Annotated in this window: 13 protein-coding genes and 1 riboswitch; of the genes, 6 read left to right on the forward strand and 7 right to left on the reverse strand. The window is 71.5% G+C overall.

All coding sequences use genetic code 11. The features are described from left to right. Positions 1–55: 55 nt before the first annotated feature. From ACIRQY_RS29745 to ACIRQY_RS29770, 6 genes are all read right to left on the reverse strand, one after another. Positions 56–1072, reverse strand: a complete 1017-nt coding sequence (locus ACIRQY_RS29745; protein ID WP_403930857.1) for a ribonucleotide-diphosphate reductase subunit beta — start codon at positions 1070–1072, stop codon at positions 56–58. After that, positions 1072–3447, reverse strand: coding sequence for a ribonucleoside-diphosphate reductase subunit alpha (locus tag ACIRQY_RS29750; protein ID WP_403930859.1), 2376 nt, complete (start codon positions 3445–3447; stop codon positions 1072–1074). The genes ACIRQY_RS29745 and ACIRQY_RS29750 overlap by 1 nt, the downstream gene beginning before the upstream one ends. Positions 3448–3578: 131 nt before the next feature. Then, a riboswitch (cobalamin riboswitch) is annotated at positions 3579–3722 on the reverse strand. Positions 3723–3764: 42 nt separating this feature from the next. Further along, on the reverse strand, positions 3765–4265 hold the full coding sequence (locus tag ACIRQY_RS29755) for a GNAT family N-acetyltransferase (protein ID WP_351781730.1): 501 nt from the start codon (positions 4263–4265) through the stop codon (positions 3765–3767). A gap of 86 nt (positions 4266–4351) precedes the next feature. After that, positions 4352–5974: a monocarboxylate uptake permease MctP gene (gene mctP, locus ACIRQY_RS29760; RefSeq protein ID WP_403930861.1), complete on the reverse strand. Its 1623-nt coding sequence runs from the start codon at positions 5972–5974 to the stop codon at positions 4352–4354. Continuing rightward, positions 5971–6225 (reverse strand): DUF3311 domain-containing protein, encoded by a 255-nt coding sequence (locus ACIRQY_RS29765; protein ID WP_351781734.1) that lies wholly within the window; start codon positions 6223–6225, stop codon positions 5971–5973. Before ACIRQY_RS29765 ends, mctP begins: the two co-directional genes overlap by 4 nt. A gap of 161 nt (positions 6226–6386) precedes the next feature. After that, on the reverse strand, positions 6387–7367 hold the full coding sequence (locus tag ACIRQY_RS29770) for a LuxR C-terminal-related transcriptional regulator (RefSeq protein ID WP_351781735.1): 981 nt from the start codon (positions 7365–7367) through the stop codon (positions 6387–6389). A 224-nt stretch (positions 7368–7591) separates the two neighbouring features. Here ACIRQY_RS29770 and ACIRQY_RS29775 point away from each other — a divergent pair, with 224 nt between their 5' ends. After that, positions 7592–8524, forward strand: coding sequence for an aldo/keto reductase (locus ACIRQY_RS29775; protein WP_403930864.1), 933 nt, complete (start codon positions 7592–7594; stop codon positions 8522–8524). Between the two features lie 352 nt (positions 8525–8876). Here ACIRQY_RS29775 and ACIRQY_RS29780 read toward each other — a convergent pair whose 3' ends face one another. Continuing rightward, positions 8877–10052: an endonuclease/exonuclease/phosphatase family protein gene (locus tag ACIRQY_RS29780; protein ID WP_403930865.1), complete on the reverse strand. Its 1176-nt coding sequence runs from the start codon at positions 10050–10052 to the stop codon at positions 8877–8879. Positions 10053–10175: 123 nt separating this feature from the next. Here ACIRQY_RS29780 and ACIRQY_RS29785 point away from each other — a divergent pair, with 123 nt between their 5' ends. Genes ACIRQY_RS29785 through ACIRQY_RS29805 form a run of 5 tightly spaced genes read left to right on the forward strand, consistent with a single transcriptional unit; the run spans position 10176 to position 15849 of the window. Then, positions 10176–11219, forward strand: a complete 1044-nt coding sequence (locus ACIRQY_RS29785) for a glycosyltransferase family 2 protein (RefSeq protein WP_403930867.1) — start codon at positions 10176–10178, stop codon at positions 11217–11219. Beyond that, a complete protein-coding gene (locus ACIRQY_RS29790) occupies positions 11216–12454 on the forward strand; it encodes a lysylphosphatidylglycerol synthase domain-containing protein (RefSeq protein WP_403930869.1) in 1239 nt (412 codons plus the stop codon). Before ACIRQY_RS29785 ends, ACIRQY_RS29790 begins: the two co-directional genes overlap by 4 nt. Then, a complete protein-coding gene (locus tag ACIRQY_RS29795; RefSeq protein WP_351781744.1) occupies positions 12441–13841 on the forward strand; it encodes an aminotransferase class III-fold pyridoxal phosphate-dependent enzyme in 1401 nt (466 codons plus the stop codon). The genes ACIRQY_RS29790 and ACIRQY_RS29795 overlap by 14 nt, the downstream gene beginning before the upstream one ends. Beyond that, the gene (locus ACIRQY_RS29800) at positions 13835–14857 is read left to right on the forward strand and encodes an NAD-dependent epimerase/dehydratase family protein (protein ID WP_403930871.1); all 1023 of its coding nucleotides are present in this window, start codon (positions 13835–13837) and stop codon (positions 14855–14857) included. Before ACIRQY_RS29795 ends, ACIRQY_RS29800 begins: the two co-directional genes overlap by 7 nt. Before the next feature lie 11 nt (positions 14858–14868). Next, positions 14869–15849, forward strand: coding sequence for a UbiA prenyltransferase family protein (locus ACIRQY_RS29805; protein WP_403930872.1), 981 nt, complete (start codon positions 14869–14871; stop codon positions 15847–15849). Positions 15850–15880: the final 31 nt, after the last annotated feature.

Raw genomic sequence — 15880 nt, forward strand, 5'->3', positions numbered from 1 at the left:
ACGCGAAGGGCCCCGCACTCCTCGGAGTGCGGGGCCCTTTCCGTGGGGTCCGGGACTAGAAGTCCTCGTCCAGGTCCACCGAGCCCTCGACCGCCACCTGGTAGGCGGACGGGCGGCGTTCGAAGAAGTTGGTGAGTTCCTGGACGCCCTGGAGTTCCATGAAGGCGAACGGGTTCTCGGAGCCGTAGACCGGGGGGAAGCCCAGGCGCTGGAGGCGCTGGTCGGCGACGCACTGGAGGTACTCGCGCATCGACTCGGTGTTCATGCCGGGCAGGCCCTCGCCGCACAGGTCGCGGCCGAACTGCAGCTCCGCCTCGACGGCCTCCTTCAGCATGTCCGTGACCTGCTGCTGGAGGGCGTCGTCGAAGAGCTCCGGCTCCTCCTTGCGGACGGTGTCCACGACCTCGAAGGCGAAGTTCATGTGCATCGTCTCGTCACGGAACACCCAGTTGGTGCCGGTGGCCAGGCCGTGCAGCAGGCCGCGGGACCGGAACCAGTACACGTACGCGAAGGCGCCGTAGAAGAACAGGCCCTCGATGCACGCGGCGAAGCAGATCAGGTTCAGCAGGAAGCGGCGGCGGTCGGAGGCCGTCTCCAGCTGGTCGATCTTCTCGACCGAGTCCATCCACTTGAAGCAGAACTGCGCCTTCTCGCGGATGGAGGGGATCTCCTCGACCGCGTCGAAGGCCGCCGCGCGGTCCGCCGGGTCGGGCAGGTACGTGTCCAGGAGGGTCAGGTAGAACTGGACGTGCACGGCCTCCTCGAAGAGCTGGCGCGAGAGGTAGAGCCGCGCCTCGGGGGAGTTGATGTGCTTGTACAGCGTCAGGACCAGGTTGTTCGACACGATCGAGTCGCCGGTCGCGAAGAACGCGACGAGCCGGCCGATCATGTGCTGCTCGCCCGGGGTGAGCTTGGCGAGGTCGGCGACGTCCGAGTGGAGGTCGACCTCCTCGACCGTCCAGGTGTTCTTGATCGCGTCCCGGTAGCGCTCGTAGAAGTCCGGGTAGCGCATCGGGCGGAGGGTCAGCTCGAAGCCCGGGTCGAGGAGGTTCTTCTGTTCGTCGGTGCTCATTACTGGCAGGCCTCGCAGGACTCGGGGTTTTCCAGGGAGCAGGCGACCGCGTCGGGGTCGGCGGCCTGCTGGACGGGGATGGTGGCCGGGGCGGCGGCCGACGCCTGGGCGGCGCGGGCGATCCGGGTGGCCGGGCGGGAGCGCAGGTAGTACGTCGTCTTCAGGCCCTGCTTCCAGGCGTACGCGTACATCGACGACAGCTTGCCGATGGTGGGCGTCTCCAGGAACAGGTTCAGCGACTGCGACTGGTCCAGGAACGGGGTCCGGGCGGCGGCCATGTCGATCAGGCCGCGCTGCGGGATCTCCCAGGCGGTGCGGTACAGCTCGCGCACCTCGGCCGGGACCCAGCTGAAGCCCGCGACGGAGCCGTTGGCGTCGCGCAGCGCCTCACGGGTCGGCGCGTCCCACACGCCGAGCCGCTTCAGCTCGTCGACCAGGTAGGAGTTGACCTGGAGGAACTCGCCGGACAGCGTCTCGCGCTTGAACAGGTTGGAGACCTGCGGCTCGATGCACTCGTAGACACCGGCGATCGACGCGATGGTCGCGGTCGGCGCGATGGCGAGGAGGAGGCTGTTGCGCATCCCGGTGACGGCGATCCGCGCGCGCAGCGCCGTCCAGCGCTCCGGCCAGTTCAGCTCCACGTCGTAGTGGTCCGGGTGCAGCACGCCCCGGGCGGTACGGGTGGCCTCCCAGGCGGGGACCGGACCGTTGCGCTCGGCGAGGTCGGCGGACGCCTCGTACGCGGCGAGCATGATCCGCTCGGCGATCCGGGTGGAGAGCGCGCGGGCCTCGGGGGAGTCGAACGGCAGCTTCAGCTGGAAGAAGACGTCCTGGAGGCCCATCGCGCCCAGGCCCACCGGCCGCCAGCGGGCGTTGGAGCGGCCCGCCTGCTCGGTCGGGTAGAAGTTGATGTCGACGACCCGGTCGAGGAAGGTGACGGCCGTGCGGACGGTGGCGTCCAGCCGCTCCCAGTCGATGCCGCCGTCGACGACGAACGAGCCGAGGTTGACCGAGCCGAGGTTGCAGACGGCGGTCTCGCCGTCGTCGGTGACCTCCAGGATCTCCGTGCAGAGGTTGGAGGAGTGGACGGTGTGACCGGGCAGGGCGGTCTGGTTGGCCGTCCGGTTCGAGGCGTCCTTGAAGGTCATCCAGCCGTTGCCGGTCTGCGCCAGGGTCCGCATCATCCGGCCGTACAGGTCACGGGCGGGCATGGTCTTGCGGGCCAGCCCGGCCGCCTCGGCCTTGCGGTAGGCGGCGTCGAACTCCTCGCCCCACAGGTCGACCAGCTCGGGGACGTCCGCCGGGGAGAACAGCGACCACTCGGCGTCCGCGTTGACCCGGCGCATGAACTCGTCCGGGATCCAGTGCGCCAGGTTCAGGTTGTGGGTGCGGCGCTGGTCCTCGCCGGTGTTGTCGCGGAGCTCCAGGAACTCCTCGATGTCGGCGTGCCAGGTCTCCAGGTAGACGGCTGCGGCGCCCTTGCGGCGACCGCCCTGGTTCACGGCGGCGACGGAGGCGTCGAGGGTCTTCAGGAACGGCACGATGCCGTTGGAGTGTCCGTTGGTGCCGCGGATCAGCGAGCCCCGGGCGCGGATGCGGGAGTACGAGAGCCCGATGCCGCCGGCGTGCTTGGAGAGCCGCGCGACCTGGTGGTAGCGGTCGTAGATGGAGTCCAGCTCGTCCTGCGGGGAGTCGAGCAGGTAGCAGGAGGACATCTGCGGGTGGCGGGTGCCGGAGTTGAAGAGCGTCGGGGAGGACGGCAGGTAGTCGAGGCGGCTCATCAGACCGTAGAGGGCCGCGACCTCGTCGAGGGCGCGGGCGCTCTCGTCCTCGGCGAGACCGCAGGCCACGCGCAGCATGAAGTGCTGGGGGGTCTCGATCACCTTGCGGGTGATCGGGTGGCGCAGCAGGTAGCGCGAGTAGAGGGTGCGCAGACCGAAGTAGCCGAAGCGGTCGTCGCCCGCCGGGTCGATCGTCGCGTCGAGCCGGTCGGCGTGGGCGGCGACGAGGTCGGCGGTGCGGTCGGCGATCAGGCCCTCGCGGTGGCCGACGGCCACGGACGAGGAGAAGGCCACGGAGCCCTGGGAGGCGGCCTCGTCGGCGATGGTGATCGTCAGGAGCCGGGCGGCGAGCCGGGAGTACGCGGGGTCCTCGGCGATCAGCCCGGCGGCCGCCTCGGTGGCCAGCTCGCGCAGCTCCGCCTCGTCCGCGGCGGCGCTGCGGCCGCGGAGCGCGGCGGCGGCGACCTTGCCGGGGTCGGTGTCGGGGAGGTCGGCGGTGAGGGCGGTCAGGGTCCGCAGCAGTACGGTCCCGGGGGCGTCGCTCTCGATCGCGGAAGCCTCGGCGGTCACCGGATGGGCGGGCGCGATGGTCACGTGGGGGCTCTCCCTCGCTCGGCTCGGGGCCGCGGCGGGAAGGCGGGCGGGCGGCTCTCCGGGCAGGCCGGGCGCGCCGCGTCCACCGGCCCATTCCGCGAGGCCCGGACGTCTGTGGCACCCGGAACGGACGGACCGGGCGCACCGCCGGCAGGTCTTCGGACTCACATCGTGCGGACGTCGTATCCGTACGAAGTACACCGTTGCGGGACAGTTCCGGATTCGCGCCGGATTCCCCTGCGTCGACAGCGAGGACGAGCATACATGTGGGGGGCGCCGCTTGCGGCACCCCCCACATGTTGTGTCGCGCCGTGGCCTCAGAACTCCAGGGCGTAGGTGCGCAGGAGGTGGTCGGAGACCGGCGCCCAGTCCCGTTCGGGGGTGCGGACGAAGCCCATCCGTTCGTATATCCGGTGGGCGGAGACCATGAGGTCGGCGGTGGAGAGCACGAGCCGGACGCAGCCGGGGAGGGCCCGCGCCCGGTCGGCGCAGGCCCGGACGAGGGCCTCCCCGACGCCCCTGCCCCGGGCGTCCGGGGCGACCACGAGCATCCGGAACTCGGCCTCGCCCGCGACGGCGATGTCCGCCCAGGGGGTGTCGCCGGGGGCGAAGGTCACTCCGCCGACGATCCGGCCGTCGGCGTCGACGGCGACGAGCACCTCGGCCTCGCGGGCCCGCCGCGCGGTGTCGCGGAGCACGTCCAGGTAGAAGTCGTCCTCGCCGTGCAGCAGCAGCCCGTCGTTCAGATAGGTCAGCCCGGTGAGGTCGCCGAGCTCCGCGTGTTCCTCGGGCCGTACCGCCCTGATCGTGAAGTCCATGGAGGCAGTGTGCCTCCCCGGGGGCACGGGGGAGGGGCCCGGGTTCCCCTCGCGGGAGTCCCGGGCCCCTCGGGCGTGGCGGCGGGTCAGTGGCTTCCGGCGCCGACCGGCGGGAGGTCCTTGACGCCGCGGTCGCCCGCGTCGGCCGTGTAGTCGCCCGGGGAGGTCTGGTCGACGCCCTCGGGGGCCTTGAGGGCCTTGAGGACGAAGGTGAGGACCACGGTCACCACGAGGTTGAGGACGAAGGCGGTGAGTCCGATGTAGCCGATCTCGCCGATGCCGGGTATCGCCGCGGAGGAGCCGCCGAAGTGCTTCTGGGTGGGGCTGGCGACGCCGTACGCGGCGACCGTGCCGTAGACCATGCCGACGGCCCAGCCGCCGAGCAGCGCCCAGCGGTGGAACCAGCGGGTGAACAGGCCGCCGACCAGGGCCGGGAAGGTCTGCAGGATCCAGATGCCGCCGAGCAGCTGGAAGTTGATCGCGACGGTCTTGTCCATGGTGAGGACGAAGGCGAGGGCGCCGACCTTGACCAGGAGGGAGACCAGCTTGGAGACCTTGGTCTCCTGGGCGGGGCTCGCGTCCGGTCTGATGAAGTCCTTGTAGATGTTGCGGGTGAAGAGGTTGGCGGCGGCGATGGACATGATCGCGGCCGGGACGAGCGCGCCGATGCCGATGGCGGCGAACGCGACGCCCGCGAACCAGTCGGGGAACATCGTCTCGAAGAGCTGCGGGATGGCGAGCTGGCCGTTCTTCACCTGGATGCCCGCGGCGATGGCCATGAAGCCGAGCAGCGCGAGCAGGCCCAGCATCAGCGAGTACAGCGGCAGGATGGTGGTGTTGCGGCGGATGACCTCGCGGCTCTTCGACGACAGCGTCGCCGTGATGGAGTGCGGGTACATGAAGAGCGCGAGCGCCGAGCCGAGCGCGAGCGTCGCGTACGTCCACTGGCCCGCCTCGCCGGGCACCAGCGTGCCGCGCGGCTTGTCGGTCGCCGGGTTGGTCTGCGCGTACGCCTCGCCCGCCCTGGCGAAGATCTCGTCGAAGCCGCCGAGCTTGATCGGGATGTAGATGATCGCCACGGCGATGACGATGTAGATCAGGGTGTCCTTGACGAACGCGATCAGCGCGGGCGCGCGCAGCCCCGAGGAGTAGGTGTACGCGGCCAGGACGCCGAAGGCGATCAGCAGCGGCAGGTCCTTGATGAACCAGTGGGTGGTCTCGCCGCCGCCGAGGCCCATCACGTCCAGGACCGCCTGGATGCCGACGAGCTGGAGCGCGATGTACGGCATGGTGGCGAGGATGCCGGTGACCGCCACCGCCAGGGAGAGCCCCTTGGAGTCGAAGCGTCCGCGCACGAAGTCCGAGGTGGTGACGTACCCGTGCTTGTGCGAGACCGACCAGAGGCGCGGCAGGAAGGTGAAGATCAGCGGGTAGACCAGGATCGTGTACGGGACGGCGAAGAAGCCGGCCGCGCCCGCCGCGTAGATGGCCGCGGGGACGGCGACGAAGGTGTACGCGGTGTAGAGGTCGCCGCCCAGCAGGAACCAGGTGACCCAGGTGCCGAACGAGCGTCCGCCCAGGCCCCATTCGTCGAGGCTGTTCTCGTCCTCGGCCTTGCGCCAGCGCGCGGCGAGGAAGCCCATGACCGTGACGGCCACGAAGAAGAAGATGAAGACGGCGAGTGCGACGCCGTTCACGCCGTCCTTCATCGCGCGTCACCTCCCTTGCGGGCACGCTGGTCGTTCTGCCACAGCTTGTACGCGATCATGGTGAGCGCGGTCGAGACGACCACCCAGAGCATCTGGTACCAGTAGAAGAACGGGATGCCCCCGAGCAGGGGTTCGGTCTTCGCGTAGGACCCCACCCAGAGCATCGCCACGAACGGCGCGATCAGGCAGAGCGCGATCACCACCCGCAGGGGGGTGATGGTCGGTTGTTTCCCTTGTGTCTCTTCCGGCATGGCGATTCCGTCCCCTCACTGATCACCTCGGCAAGTGCTGGGGAAATCTAGGGGACGCCTCCGGTCCCACGGAACCCCTGTCCGTATAACGGAAGGGACTCCGTGGCGGCCGGGTGCGCCGGCCCCCGGGCCGGGCGAGGGCCGTGACGGGGGGCCGGGGTTCAGAGCCAGCCCTCCTTGGTGGCGCGGACTCCCGCCTCGAAACGGCTGCGCGCGCCGAGCCGGTTCATCAGGTCGGAGCTCATCCGGCGCACGGTCCGCAGCGACACCCCGAGGCGCCGGGCGGCGATGTCGTCCGTGCAGCCGATCCCCAGCAGCATGAGCAGCTCCCGCTCCTGCGGGGAGAGCGCGTGCTCGTCGCGGCGCGGGGCCTCGCCGAAGGGGGTGCCCGCCTCCCACAGCCGGTCGAAGAGCACCACGAGCGCGTGCACCAGACCGGGACTGCGGACCTCCAGGGCGCCCGCGCGGCCGTCCTGGGGGTCGACCGGGACGAGCGCCGCCTCGCGGTCCACGATCACCATGAGCATCGGGACCACGGGCACGGTCCGCGCCTCGCCGCCCAGGTCGCAGTACCAGCGCACGTACTCGGCGGTCGGCGGGTCGTTGCGGAAGCTCTCCTGGTAGATCGACCGGATCTTCACCCCGCGTTCCAGGGCGAGTTGGTCGAGCGGCTGGCTCGCGTCCATGGTGTCGGGGAGCTGGGCCCCGCCGGGGAGCAGCGAGAAGCATTCGGTGCGGGCGTTCGCGGCGAGGTCCTCCAGACGCTCGCGGACGTTCTCCAGGCCCGTCACCCGGTGCACCACGTCGTGTCGCGCCGCGCCCCTGGTGTGGTCGGCGTACGTGGTGAGGATGTCCGCCACGGTCCGCTGGGCGCGTTCGACCTGGCGCCGTCTCCGGCTCAGATCGGCCTCGGCGCGGGAGAGCAGGAACGAGAAACCGACCTCGGGGTCGAACGGAAGGGCTTCCCCCGGTCCCTCCATGGCGACGAGCCGTGCCTCCGCGAGGCGCCCCAGTGCCTCGCGGACCTGTTCCTCCGGCCAGTCGAGCGTGCGGGCCATGTCCGTGACCCCGTACTCGGGCCGTTCGAGCATGAGCCGGTACAGGGTCTCGGCGGACCGTTCTATGCCCAGAGCCTCCAACAAGGTGACTTCCCCCCGGAATAGTCCCGTGTGTGCCGCTGACGCTCGGTGCCTGACCGCGCGGCCCCTGTGATCGTAGGCGGCGGATCGGGTCTAGGCCTAGACCAATTGACGGGCTTGGTCAGGTACGGAGTTCAGCCACCGGCTGTCCGGTCGAAGCCCTGTGCAATCCGGCCAGGTGATCCAGGATGGTCTAGTCCAACGGAACTTCGAGAGGCACTGTATCCATGGCGATCCCGCAGCGCACCCTTGTCCTCGGCGCCCTGCTGTTCGGTACGACCGTCGACGAGGCCACCTCGTTCGCCGTCCTCGACCGCTTCACCGAACTCGGCGGCACCGTGATCGACACGGCCAACAACTACGCGTACTGGCTCGAAGGCGGTACCGGAGACGAGAGCGAGGCGACCATCGGCCGCTGGCTCGCCGCGCGCGGCAACCGCGACGGCATCGTCCTCTCCACCAAGTGCGGCGGCCGACCGGCCTCTCCTGGCGCCGCCGAGATCGAGGGCCTCTCCGAGAAGGCCATCAGGAGCGCCCTCGACGACAGCCTGCGCCGTCTCGGCGTCGACCACGTCGACGTCTTCTGGTCCCACGTGGAGGACCGCAAGGTCCCGCTCGCCGAGACCGTCGACGCCCTCGCGAGCCTCGTCGAGGAGGGCAAGGCGGGCCAGCTGGGCGTCAGCAACCACGCCGTCTGGCGGGTCGAGCGCGCCCGCGCGCTCGCCGGGGACCGCCCGCGCTACACCCACCTCCAGTACCGCCACTCCTACCTCCAGCCCCGCTTCGACAAGCCCCTGCCCTCCACGGCGCACGTCCACGTCACCAAGGAACTCCTCGACTACACCCGCAGCGAGGGCGACCTGACGGTCTGGGCCTACAGCGCGCTGCTCTCCGGCGGCTACACCCGCCCCGAGGTCGGCCGCCCGGACGCGTACGACCACCCCGGCACCCCCCCGCGCCTCGCGGCCCTGCACGAGGTCGCCGGGGAACTCGGCGCGACCGTCAACCAGGTGGTGCTCGCCTGGCTCCTCGACGGTGAGCCCGGCGTCCTGCCCATCGTCGGCGCGAGCCGGGTCGAGCAGGTGGAGGAGGCCATGGGCGCACTCGCCCTCACCCTCGACCCCGACCAGCGGCGACGACTCGACGAGGCCGGTTCCTGACGGAACGGACGTCTGACGGGCGAGGGGCGGACGGGGGTTCCTGACGGGCCGGGGGGCCGGGGTCCTCGCGGGCCGGGTGAGCCGTGGACGGGGGCTTGGTGAGCCGGGTGAGCCGTGGACGGGGGCTTGGTGAGCCGGGTGAGCCGGGTGAGCCGTGGACGGGGGGCCTGGTGGGCCAAGTGCGGGCCGGACGGCTCGCACCCCCCGGCCGCCCTTCACTCGTGGTTCCTCAGGCGCGCCCTTCACCCCGCTGTTCCCCGGGCGCCCTTCCCCCGCCGTCCCTCGCCCGCCCCCGGCCGTCCCTCGCTCGGCCTGGCCCTCCCGCCCCTCGTCCCTGGTTCCTCGTTCCCGCTCACCCCGCCGGGGAGACCAGCAGCTCCTGGCCCTTGTGGTCGGAGAGGCCCGCCGGGGAGACGAGCGCGTACCGGTGCACCCGCAGCCCCTCGTCCGTGAACGTCCAGTCGATCCGCCACAGCGCCGCCCCCGCCACGCCCCAGGTGCCCGGCAGGAACGACGACGAGGCCGGCAGGGCGTCGCGGAACGACTCCCGCAGCCCCCGCAGATCCCCCATGGCCGGGGTCGTGTTGAAGTCCCCCGAGATCAGCAGCGGACGCGGGTTCGCGCGGGCGTCCGCGAGCAGCGCCGCGTAGTGCTCCCGGCGCACGGCGTCCGTGTCACGGACCACCCGGTAGAAGTCCGGGCTCAGCGGGCTGCGCTCGATGTCCAGCTGCACCGGCATGTGCACGTTGTAGAACGACACCACCGTCCCTGCCACGTCCACATCGGTGCGCAGCACCTTGTTCCACTCGAAACGCTCCCGCCACGGCGCCGAGTCCGCCGGCGCGGGCCCCGGGCCGACCGGGGGAGCGGCGACGACCGGATACCGCGACAGCGTGACCAACTCCCCCCGCGCCACCAGGTGGTAGCCGGGGAACTCCGCCCGCAGCCGGTCGAGCCGGTCCGTCTCCCGGTGCGTGCCGTCCCAGGCCAGGTGCTCCTGGAGCAGATAGACATCGGCGTCCTTGGACCGCAGGAAGCGGTGGAACGCGTCCGGGTCGTCGGTGGTGTCCCAGTAGAGGGTGTTCCACGAGAAGACCTTGAGCGCGTTCGCCGGGGCCGGACCCGGACCCCCTCCGGGGAGCAGCGCGCCCCAGTGCAGCCCCGCCCGCCCGACGCCCGCCAGCAGCACGGCGGCCAGGACGGCGAGCAGCCACCGGCGGGCCCGGCCGCCGGTCAGACCACAGGCCAGGGCGGACAGCAGGAGGGGCACCGCGACGAAGGCGGGCGGCGGCATCAGGTCCGGCAGCAGCCAGGGCCACCACCGTCCGCTCAGCAACTGTCCCAGGACCACCAGCAGCGTCCAGGCCGCCGTCGCCCCCACCAGCGCCCGGGCGGCGCGGGTCCGCGCCCGCCCGGCGGGGGTGGGCGCGGAGGGCCCCGGGTCGTTCCGGAGGGCCGACGCGGGCGAGGTCTCGGGCACGTTCTCACGGACGCCGACAGGGGCGCCGGGGCTCAGGGGGAGGTTCACGACCGGGAACGCTAGCAGCGCCCAACTCCTCTTTGCTGCAGCATGGTTGACATTCTCGAACTGCGAGAAGACGCGATACGCGATCGATACTCCGCCAATACGCGGACCCGGTGTGCTCCTCCCATGACGCAAACCGTGTCGGTCGTCATACCGGCCTACAACTCCGCACGCACCCTCGACGCCTGTCTGAGATCCGTCCTCGCCCAGACCCACCCCGTCCACGAGGTCATCGTCGTCGACGACGGCAGCACCGACCGGACCGCCGAGATCGCCGCGGCCCACCCGTGCGTCCTGATCGGCGGCGCGGGGAACCGCGGTGTCTCCGCCGCCCGGAACGCGGGCATCGCCGCCGCCACCGGGGACGTCCTCTTCTTCCTCGACTCGGACGAGGCGCTCACCCCGGACTCGGTCGCCAACGCCCTGGAGATCCTGCGCGACGACCCGGACTGCGGCTGCGTACACGGTGTCATCGCCCCCGAACCGCTCTTCGACGACGGGCCCGTCGAGTGGTACAAGACGCTGCACGCCTACTGGTGGCGGGCCCGGGGCGCCGGAGTGGTGGAGACCGCCTTCTTCGCCCAGGCGGCCGTGCCGCGCGAGGTCTTCGACCGGCTCGGCGGCTTCGACGAGCGACTGCGGGACTCCGAGGACCTGGAGTTCAGCGACCGGCTCGCCCCGCACTACCGCATCATCCTCACCGAGCGGGTGATGGCACGGCACGACGAGGAGCACCGGCTCGGACCGCTCCTCTCGGAGACGTACCGCCGGGCCCTGCTGCTCGTCCCGGCGCTGCGCTCGGCCCGCCGGGGCGGCCGGAGCAACCTGACGGCCAACACCCCCGCGTCCGTCCTCGCGGCGGCCCTCCTCCTCGGCTCCCTGCCGCTGGCCCCGCTCGGCCTGCTGCCGTCCGTGCCGACCCCCGCCGCGACGGCCCTCGCCGCGCTCCCGGCGGCCGGACTGCTCGCCTTCTGCCTGGCCAACCTGGGCCTGCTCGGCTTCGTGGCCCGCCGCAAGGGCGCCGCCTTCGTCCCCTTCTTCACCGGCGTCCACCTCGCCGCCCACACCGCGCTCCTCGCCGGTGCGGCCCGGGGAGCGCTCGGCACGCTCCTCCCCGCCCGGCCCGGCACCGGCGTCCGGCGCGCCCCCCAGAAGGCGGCGGCACGATGACGGTCTGGGTACGCAGACTCCTCACCCCGGTCGTCGTGGTGGCGGCCCTCATCGGGGTCTTCTTCCTGCTGCGCGGTGAGGGCCCCGCGGTGGCCGAGGCGTTCGCCCGCGCCGACGCCGTCCCCCTGATCGCCGCCTCGGTCGTCGCCAACGTCGTGGGCCTCGTCCTCGCCGTCCACGCCTGGCGGGTGCTCATCCCCGGCGACCATCCCATCCGGGGACTGCGCGCGGCGAAGATCTACTTCCTCGGCCAGCTCAGCAAGTACGTGCCCGGCCGGGTGTGGGGGGTCATCACGCACGTGGCGCACGGCAGGGAGGCCGGTGTCCCCGGCGCCCAGATGACGTCCGCCTATGTGCTGAGCCTGGCCCTCACCCTGCTCACCGGCGCCGCCGTCGGCCTGGTCGCGGCCCCCGCCGCGCTCCCCGGCCACTGGATGTGGCTGTGCCCGCCCGCGCTCCTCTTCCTCGCGGGCGTCGTACGGCCCGCGCTGATCACCCGGCCCGTCACGGCCCTCGCCCGGCTGGTGAAGCGGCCGGTCGTACCCCCGCCCGACCGGGCCGTCCGCAGGGCCGTACTGCTCGCCGTCGCCTCCTGGACGGCCTCGGGACTTCACCTGTGGTTCCTGCTCCTGGCCGTCGGCGCACCGCCCCTGGCGGGGTTCGGCGCGGCCGTCGGAGGCTTCGCGCTGGCCACCGTGATCAGCAGCCTGGCCCTGATCGTCCCCGACGGCTGGGGGGTGCGCGAACTGACCCTCACGGCCGCCCTCTCCACCGTCCTGCCCGGCGGCCTGGCCGCCGCCGCGGCCATCGCCAGCCGACTGGTGTGCGTCGTCGCCGAACTGACCAGCTCGGTGGTGGTCCTCGCCTGGTCACGGGCACGGGCCGCCCGGCAGAGCCGTACGGCCACCACCCCCTCTGAGCCCCCCACGACCGACACGGCCCCGGCGGCCCCACCCGCCGCGGCACAGCACCGCACGACCGTCACGACGGCAGCCCCCACGGCCGACACGACGGAACCCCCCACGACCGTCACGACGGAACCCCACCCGACCGATACGGCCCCGGCGGCCCCACCCGCCGCGGTCCCGGTCTCCGAGGCGCCGACCGCCACTCGTCGCTCCCGCCGCACGGCCCCCGCCCCCGCCCCCGACCCGCTGTCCTTCCCCGCCACCCTCGTCGCCCCGCTGACCCGCACCACCGCCCCGATGGGAGACCCCACCCGTGTACACCCTTGACGACGCCGAGAAGCTCCAGATCGACGAGGTCCACGACCTCTACCGCAAGCACGTGAACAAGAGCCAGGTCTCCCTCATGACCTCGTTCGGCTTCGGACGCGAACTCGTCCGCAGCGCCGAGGGCGCCTACCTCACCCTCGACGACGGCAGGCGGATCCTCGACCTGACCGGCGGTGTCGGCGTCCTCAACCACGGCCACAACCACCCCCGCATCCTCGCCGCCCGGGAGCGCTTCGCCCGCGACCGGCGCATGGAGGTGCACAAGACCTACTTCTCGCCCTATCTCGCCGCCCTCGGCCACAACCTCGCCGAAGTCCTGCCCGGCGACCTGAACATGGCGTTCCTGCCGAACTCCGGCGCCGAGGCGGTCGAGGGCGCCGTGAAGCTCGCGTACAAGTTCCACAACGGCAAGAGGAACACCGTGCTGCGCGCCGACTGCGCCTTCCACGGCAAGCTCCTCGGCTCCGGCGGACTGACCGGCCAGGCCCAGTTCGGCTTCCCCACCATCCCCGGGGTGGACACCTTCCGCTACGGGGACCTCGACTCCGTCCGCAAGGTCGTCGCCGCCCACCGCGGAGACGTCTACGCCCTCCTCATCGAACCGTTCAGCGCCTCCACCATCCAGTGGTGCTCGGAGGAGTTCCTGCGCGGGCTGCGCGAGATCTGCGACCGGGAGAAGATCATCCTGATCTTCGACGAGATCTACACCGGCTGGGGCAAGACCGGCAGCCTCTTCCACTTCATGCGCTACCCGGGCCTCATCCCCGACGTGCTCACCACCTCCAAGTCCTTCGGCGGCGGCAAGTCGTCCATCTCCGCCTTCGTCGCCCGCGAGCCGGTCTTCCGCAAGGCGTACGACAACCTCGGCGACTCCCTGATCAACTCCACCTCCACCACCTACTACGGCTTCGGCGAGGAGTGCGCCACCGCCCTCGAAGCCGTCAACATCGCGATGGAGGACGACTATCCGGCCAGGGCCCGCGCCCTCGGAGCCGTACTCGAACCCGGGCTCGAACGGCTCGCCAAGCAGTACCCCGACGAGATCGGCCGGGTGGCCGGAGCCGGAGCCCTGTGGGGCGTCTTCATCGAGGGCGGCCCCCGCATCCTCGACCTGGTCGCCAAGCTCGCGCCCGGCGGCATGGCCCGCGATCCCCGGTTCAAGACCAAGCTCGTCACCTGCGCCGTCATCAACGCGCTGTACGAGGACCACGGCATCTTCACGTACTACACGCTCAACGGCGCCAACCCCCTCATCATCGGCCCCTCCCTGGTCACCGAACCCGAGGAGGCCGAGCGCGCGATCGACGCCCTCGACGACGTCCTCGGCCGCGGTCTGACCGGTCTCGTGGCCCGTTTCATCAAGCAGAAGGTGAGCTCCCAGTGGTGATCACGATCACCGGCGCGGCCGGCATGCTCGGCTCCCGCCTGGCCGAAAGGCTTCTCTCCGAGGGTCACGAGGTGCGCGGTGTCGACCTCAGGTCCGGCCCCGGCGTCGTGCTGACCGGCGACATCCGCGACCGGGAGCTCATGGACCAGGCCCTCGACGGCGCCGACGTCCTGGTCCACGCCGCCGCCGCCCTGCCCAGCTACCCCGACGAGCAGATCCGCTCCATCATCATCGGCGGCACGAGGAACGTCTTCGAGGCGGCCGCGGCCGCCGGCACCCCCCGGGTCGTGCACATCTCCTCGACCGCCGTCTACGGGCTGCCCACCATCGTGCCGACCCCCGAGGAATACCCCCGCGAACCCGTCGACACCTACAGCCGCGCCAAGGCGGCGGCCGAGGAGATCGCCGAGCGGTACCGGGCCGAGGGCATGTGCGTCCCGATCCTCCGGCCCAAGACCTTCGTCGGCCCCGGCCGCATGGGCCTGTTCTCGATGCTCTTCGAATGGGCCGAGGAGGGACGGAACTTCCCCGTCCTCGGCAAGGGCAACGTCAAGATCCAGATGTTCGCCGTCGACGACCTCGTCGACGCCGTCGTCACCGTCCTCACCGCGCCCGACGACATCGCCAACGACACCTACAACCTCGCGGCGGCCGAGTTCGGCACCATCCGCGAGGACTTCCAGGCCGTCCTCGACGCCGCCGGTCACGGCAAGCGGGTCATCGGACTGCCCGCCCGCCCCGCCCTCGGACTGCTCAGCCTCCTCCAGCGGGCCAAGCTCTCACCGGTCTACGGCCGCCTGCTGCACAAGCTGATGGACGACTCCTACGTCAGCATCGACAAGGCCAAGGCCAAGCTCGGCTTCACCCCCCGCCACTCCAACGCCGACGCCGTGCTGCGCACCTACGAGTGGTGGCGCACCGCCCGCCACACCGCCCCGAAGGCGGGGGCCACCGGCCGGACGAGCCGCGACCCGTGGAGCCAGGGCCTGCTGTCCACCGCGAAGATCTTCTTCTGAGAGGCGCTGCCATGACCCAGCTCACGGGGCACACCAGTGCCCAGGCCCGGAGCACGGCCAAGGTCCAGACCCCTGCCAAGGTCCAGACCCCGGCCAAGGTTCCGGCCCCCTCGCCGCCCCAGCCCCAGGCCCCGACGAAGAAACGGCGGCTGCCCGCCCCGATCGCCCTCCTCCGGCCGGGCCAGTGGCCCAAGAACCTGCTCGTCGTACCGCTGGCCCTGCTCGGCGGCCACTTGGACGCCACGACCCTGATCCGGGTCGGCACGGCCCTCGGCGCCTTCATCCTCGCCTCGTCCCTGGTCTACGTCCTGAACGACATCGCCGACGTCGAACGGGACAAGCGCCACCCCGTCAAGCGCCACAGACCGCTGGCCTCCGGCCGGATGAGCATGACCTCCGCGGTGGTCACCGCCCTCGTGCTGGCCGCCCTGCTCGCGCCCGCCCTGCTCGTCCTCGGTGCCGGGTCCGCCCTGATCGTCCTGTCGTACCTCGCCGTGAACGGCGCGTACAGCTGGAAGCTCAAGCACCTCCCGCTGCTCGACGTCTTCGTCGTCGCCACCGGCTTCGTGCTCCGCCTCCTCGGCGGGTACGAGGCCGCCCGAAGGCCCGTCGAGATGTGGCTGGTCCTGACCGTCCTCGCCTGCTGCCTCGTCCTCATCCTGGGCAAGCGGCGGCACGAACTGAGCGTCTCCGGCACCGGGCACCGGCCCGCGCTCGTCGGCTACTCGGCGCACTTCCTCGACCTGGTCCTGGTGCTCTGCTCGGCCCTCACCCTGTTCGGCTACCTGCTCTACCTGCGCACCGAATCGGGCTTCGGGGAGTACTCCCTGCTCACCGTGGTGTGCGCGCTCTTCGCCCTGTTCCGCTACCTCCAGATCGTGATCGTGGACGGCGGCGGGGGAGAGCCCGTCAAGACGCTGCTGCGCGACCGCGTGATGCTCGTCAACTCCGCCGCCTGGGGCGCACTCCTCCTCCCGCACATCGCCACCTGACCCCCGCCCCTCCACCACCACCGAGGAATCC

This window comes from Streptomyces sp. NPDC101490 (genome assembly GCF_044767145.1).
In the GTDB taxonomy this organism is placed as follows: Bacteria; Actinomycetota; Actinomycetes; order Streptomycetales; family Streptomycetaceae; genus Streptomyces.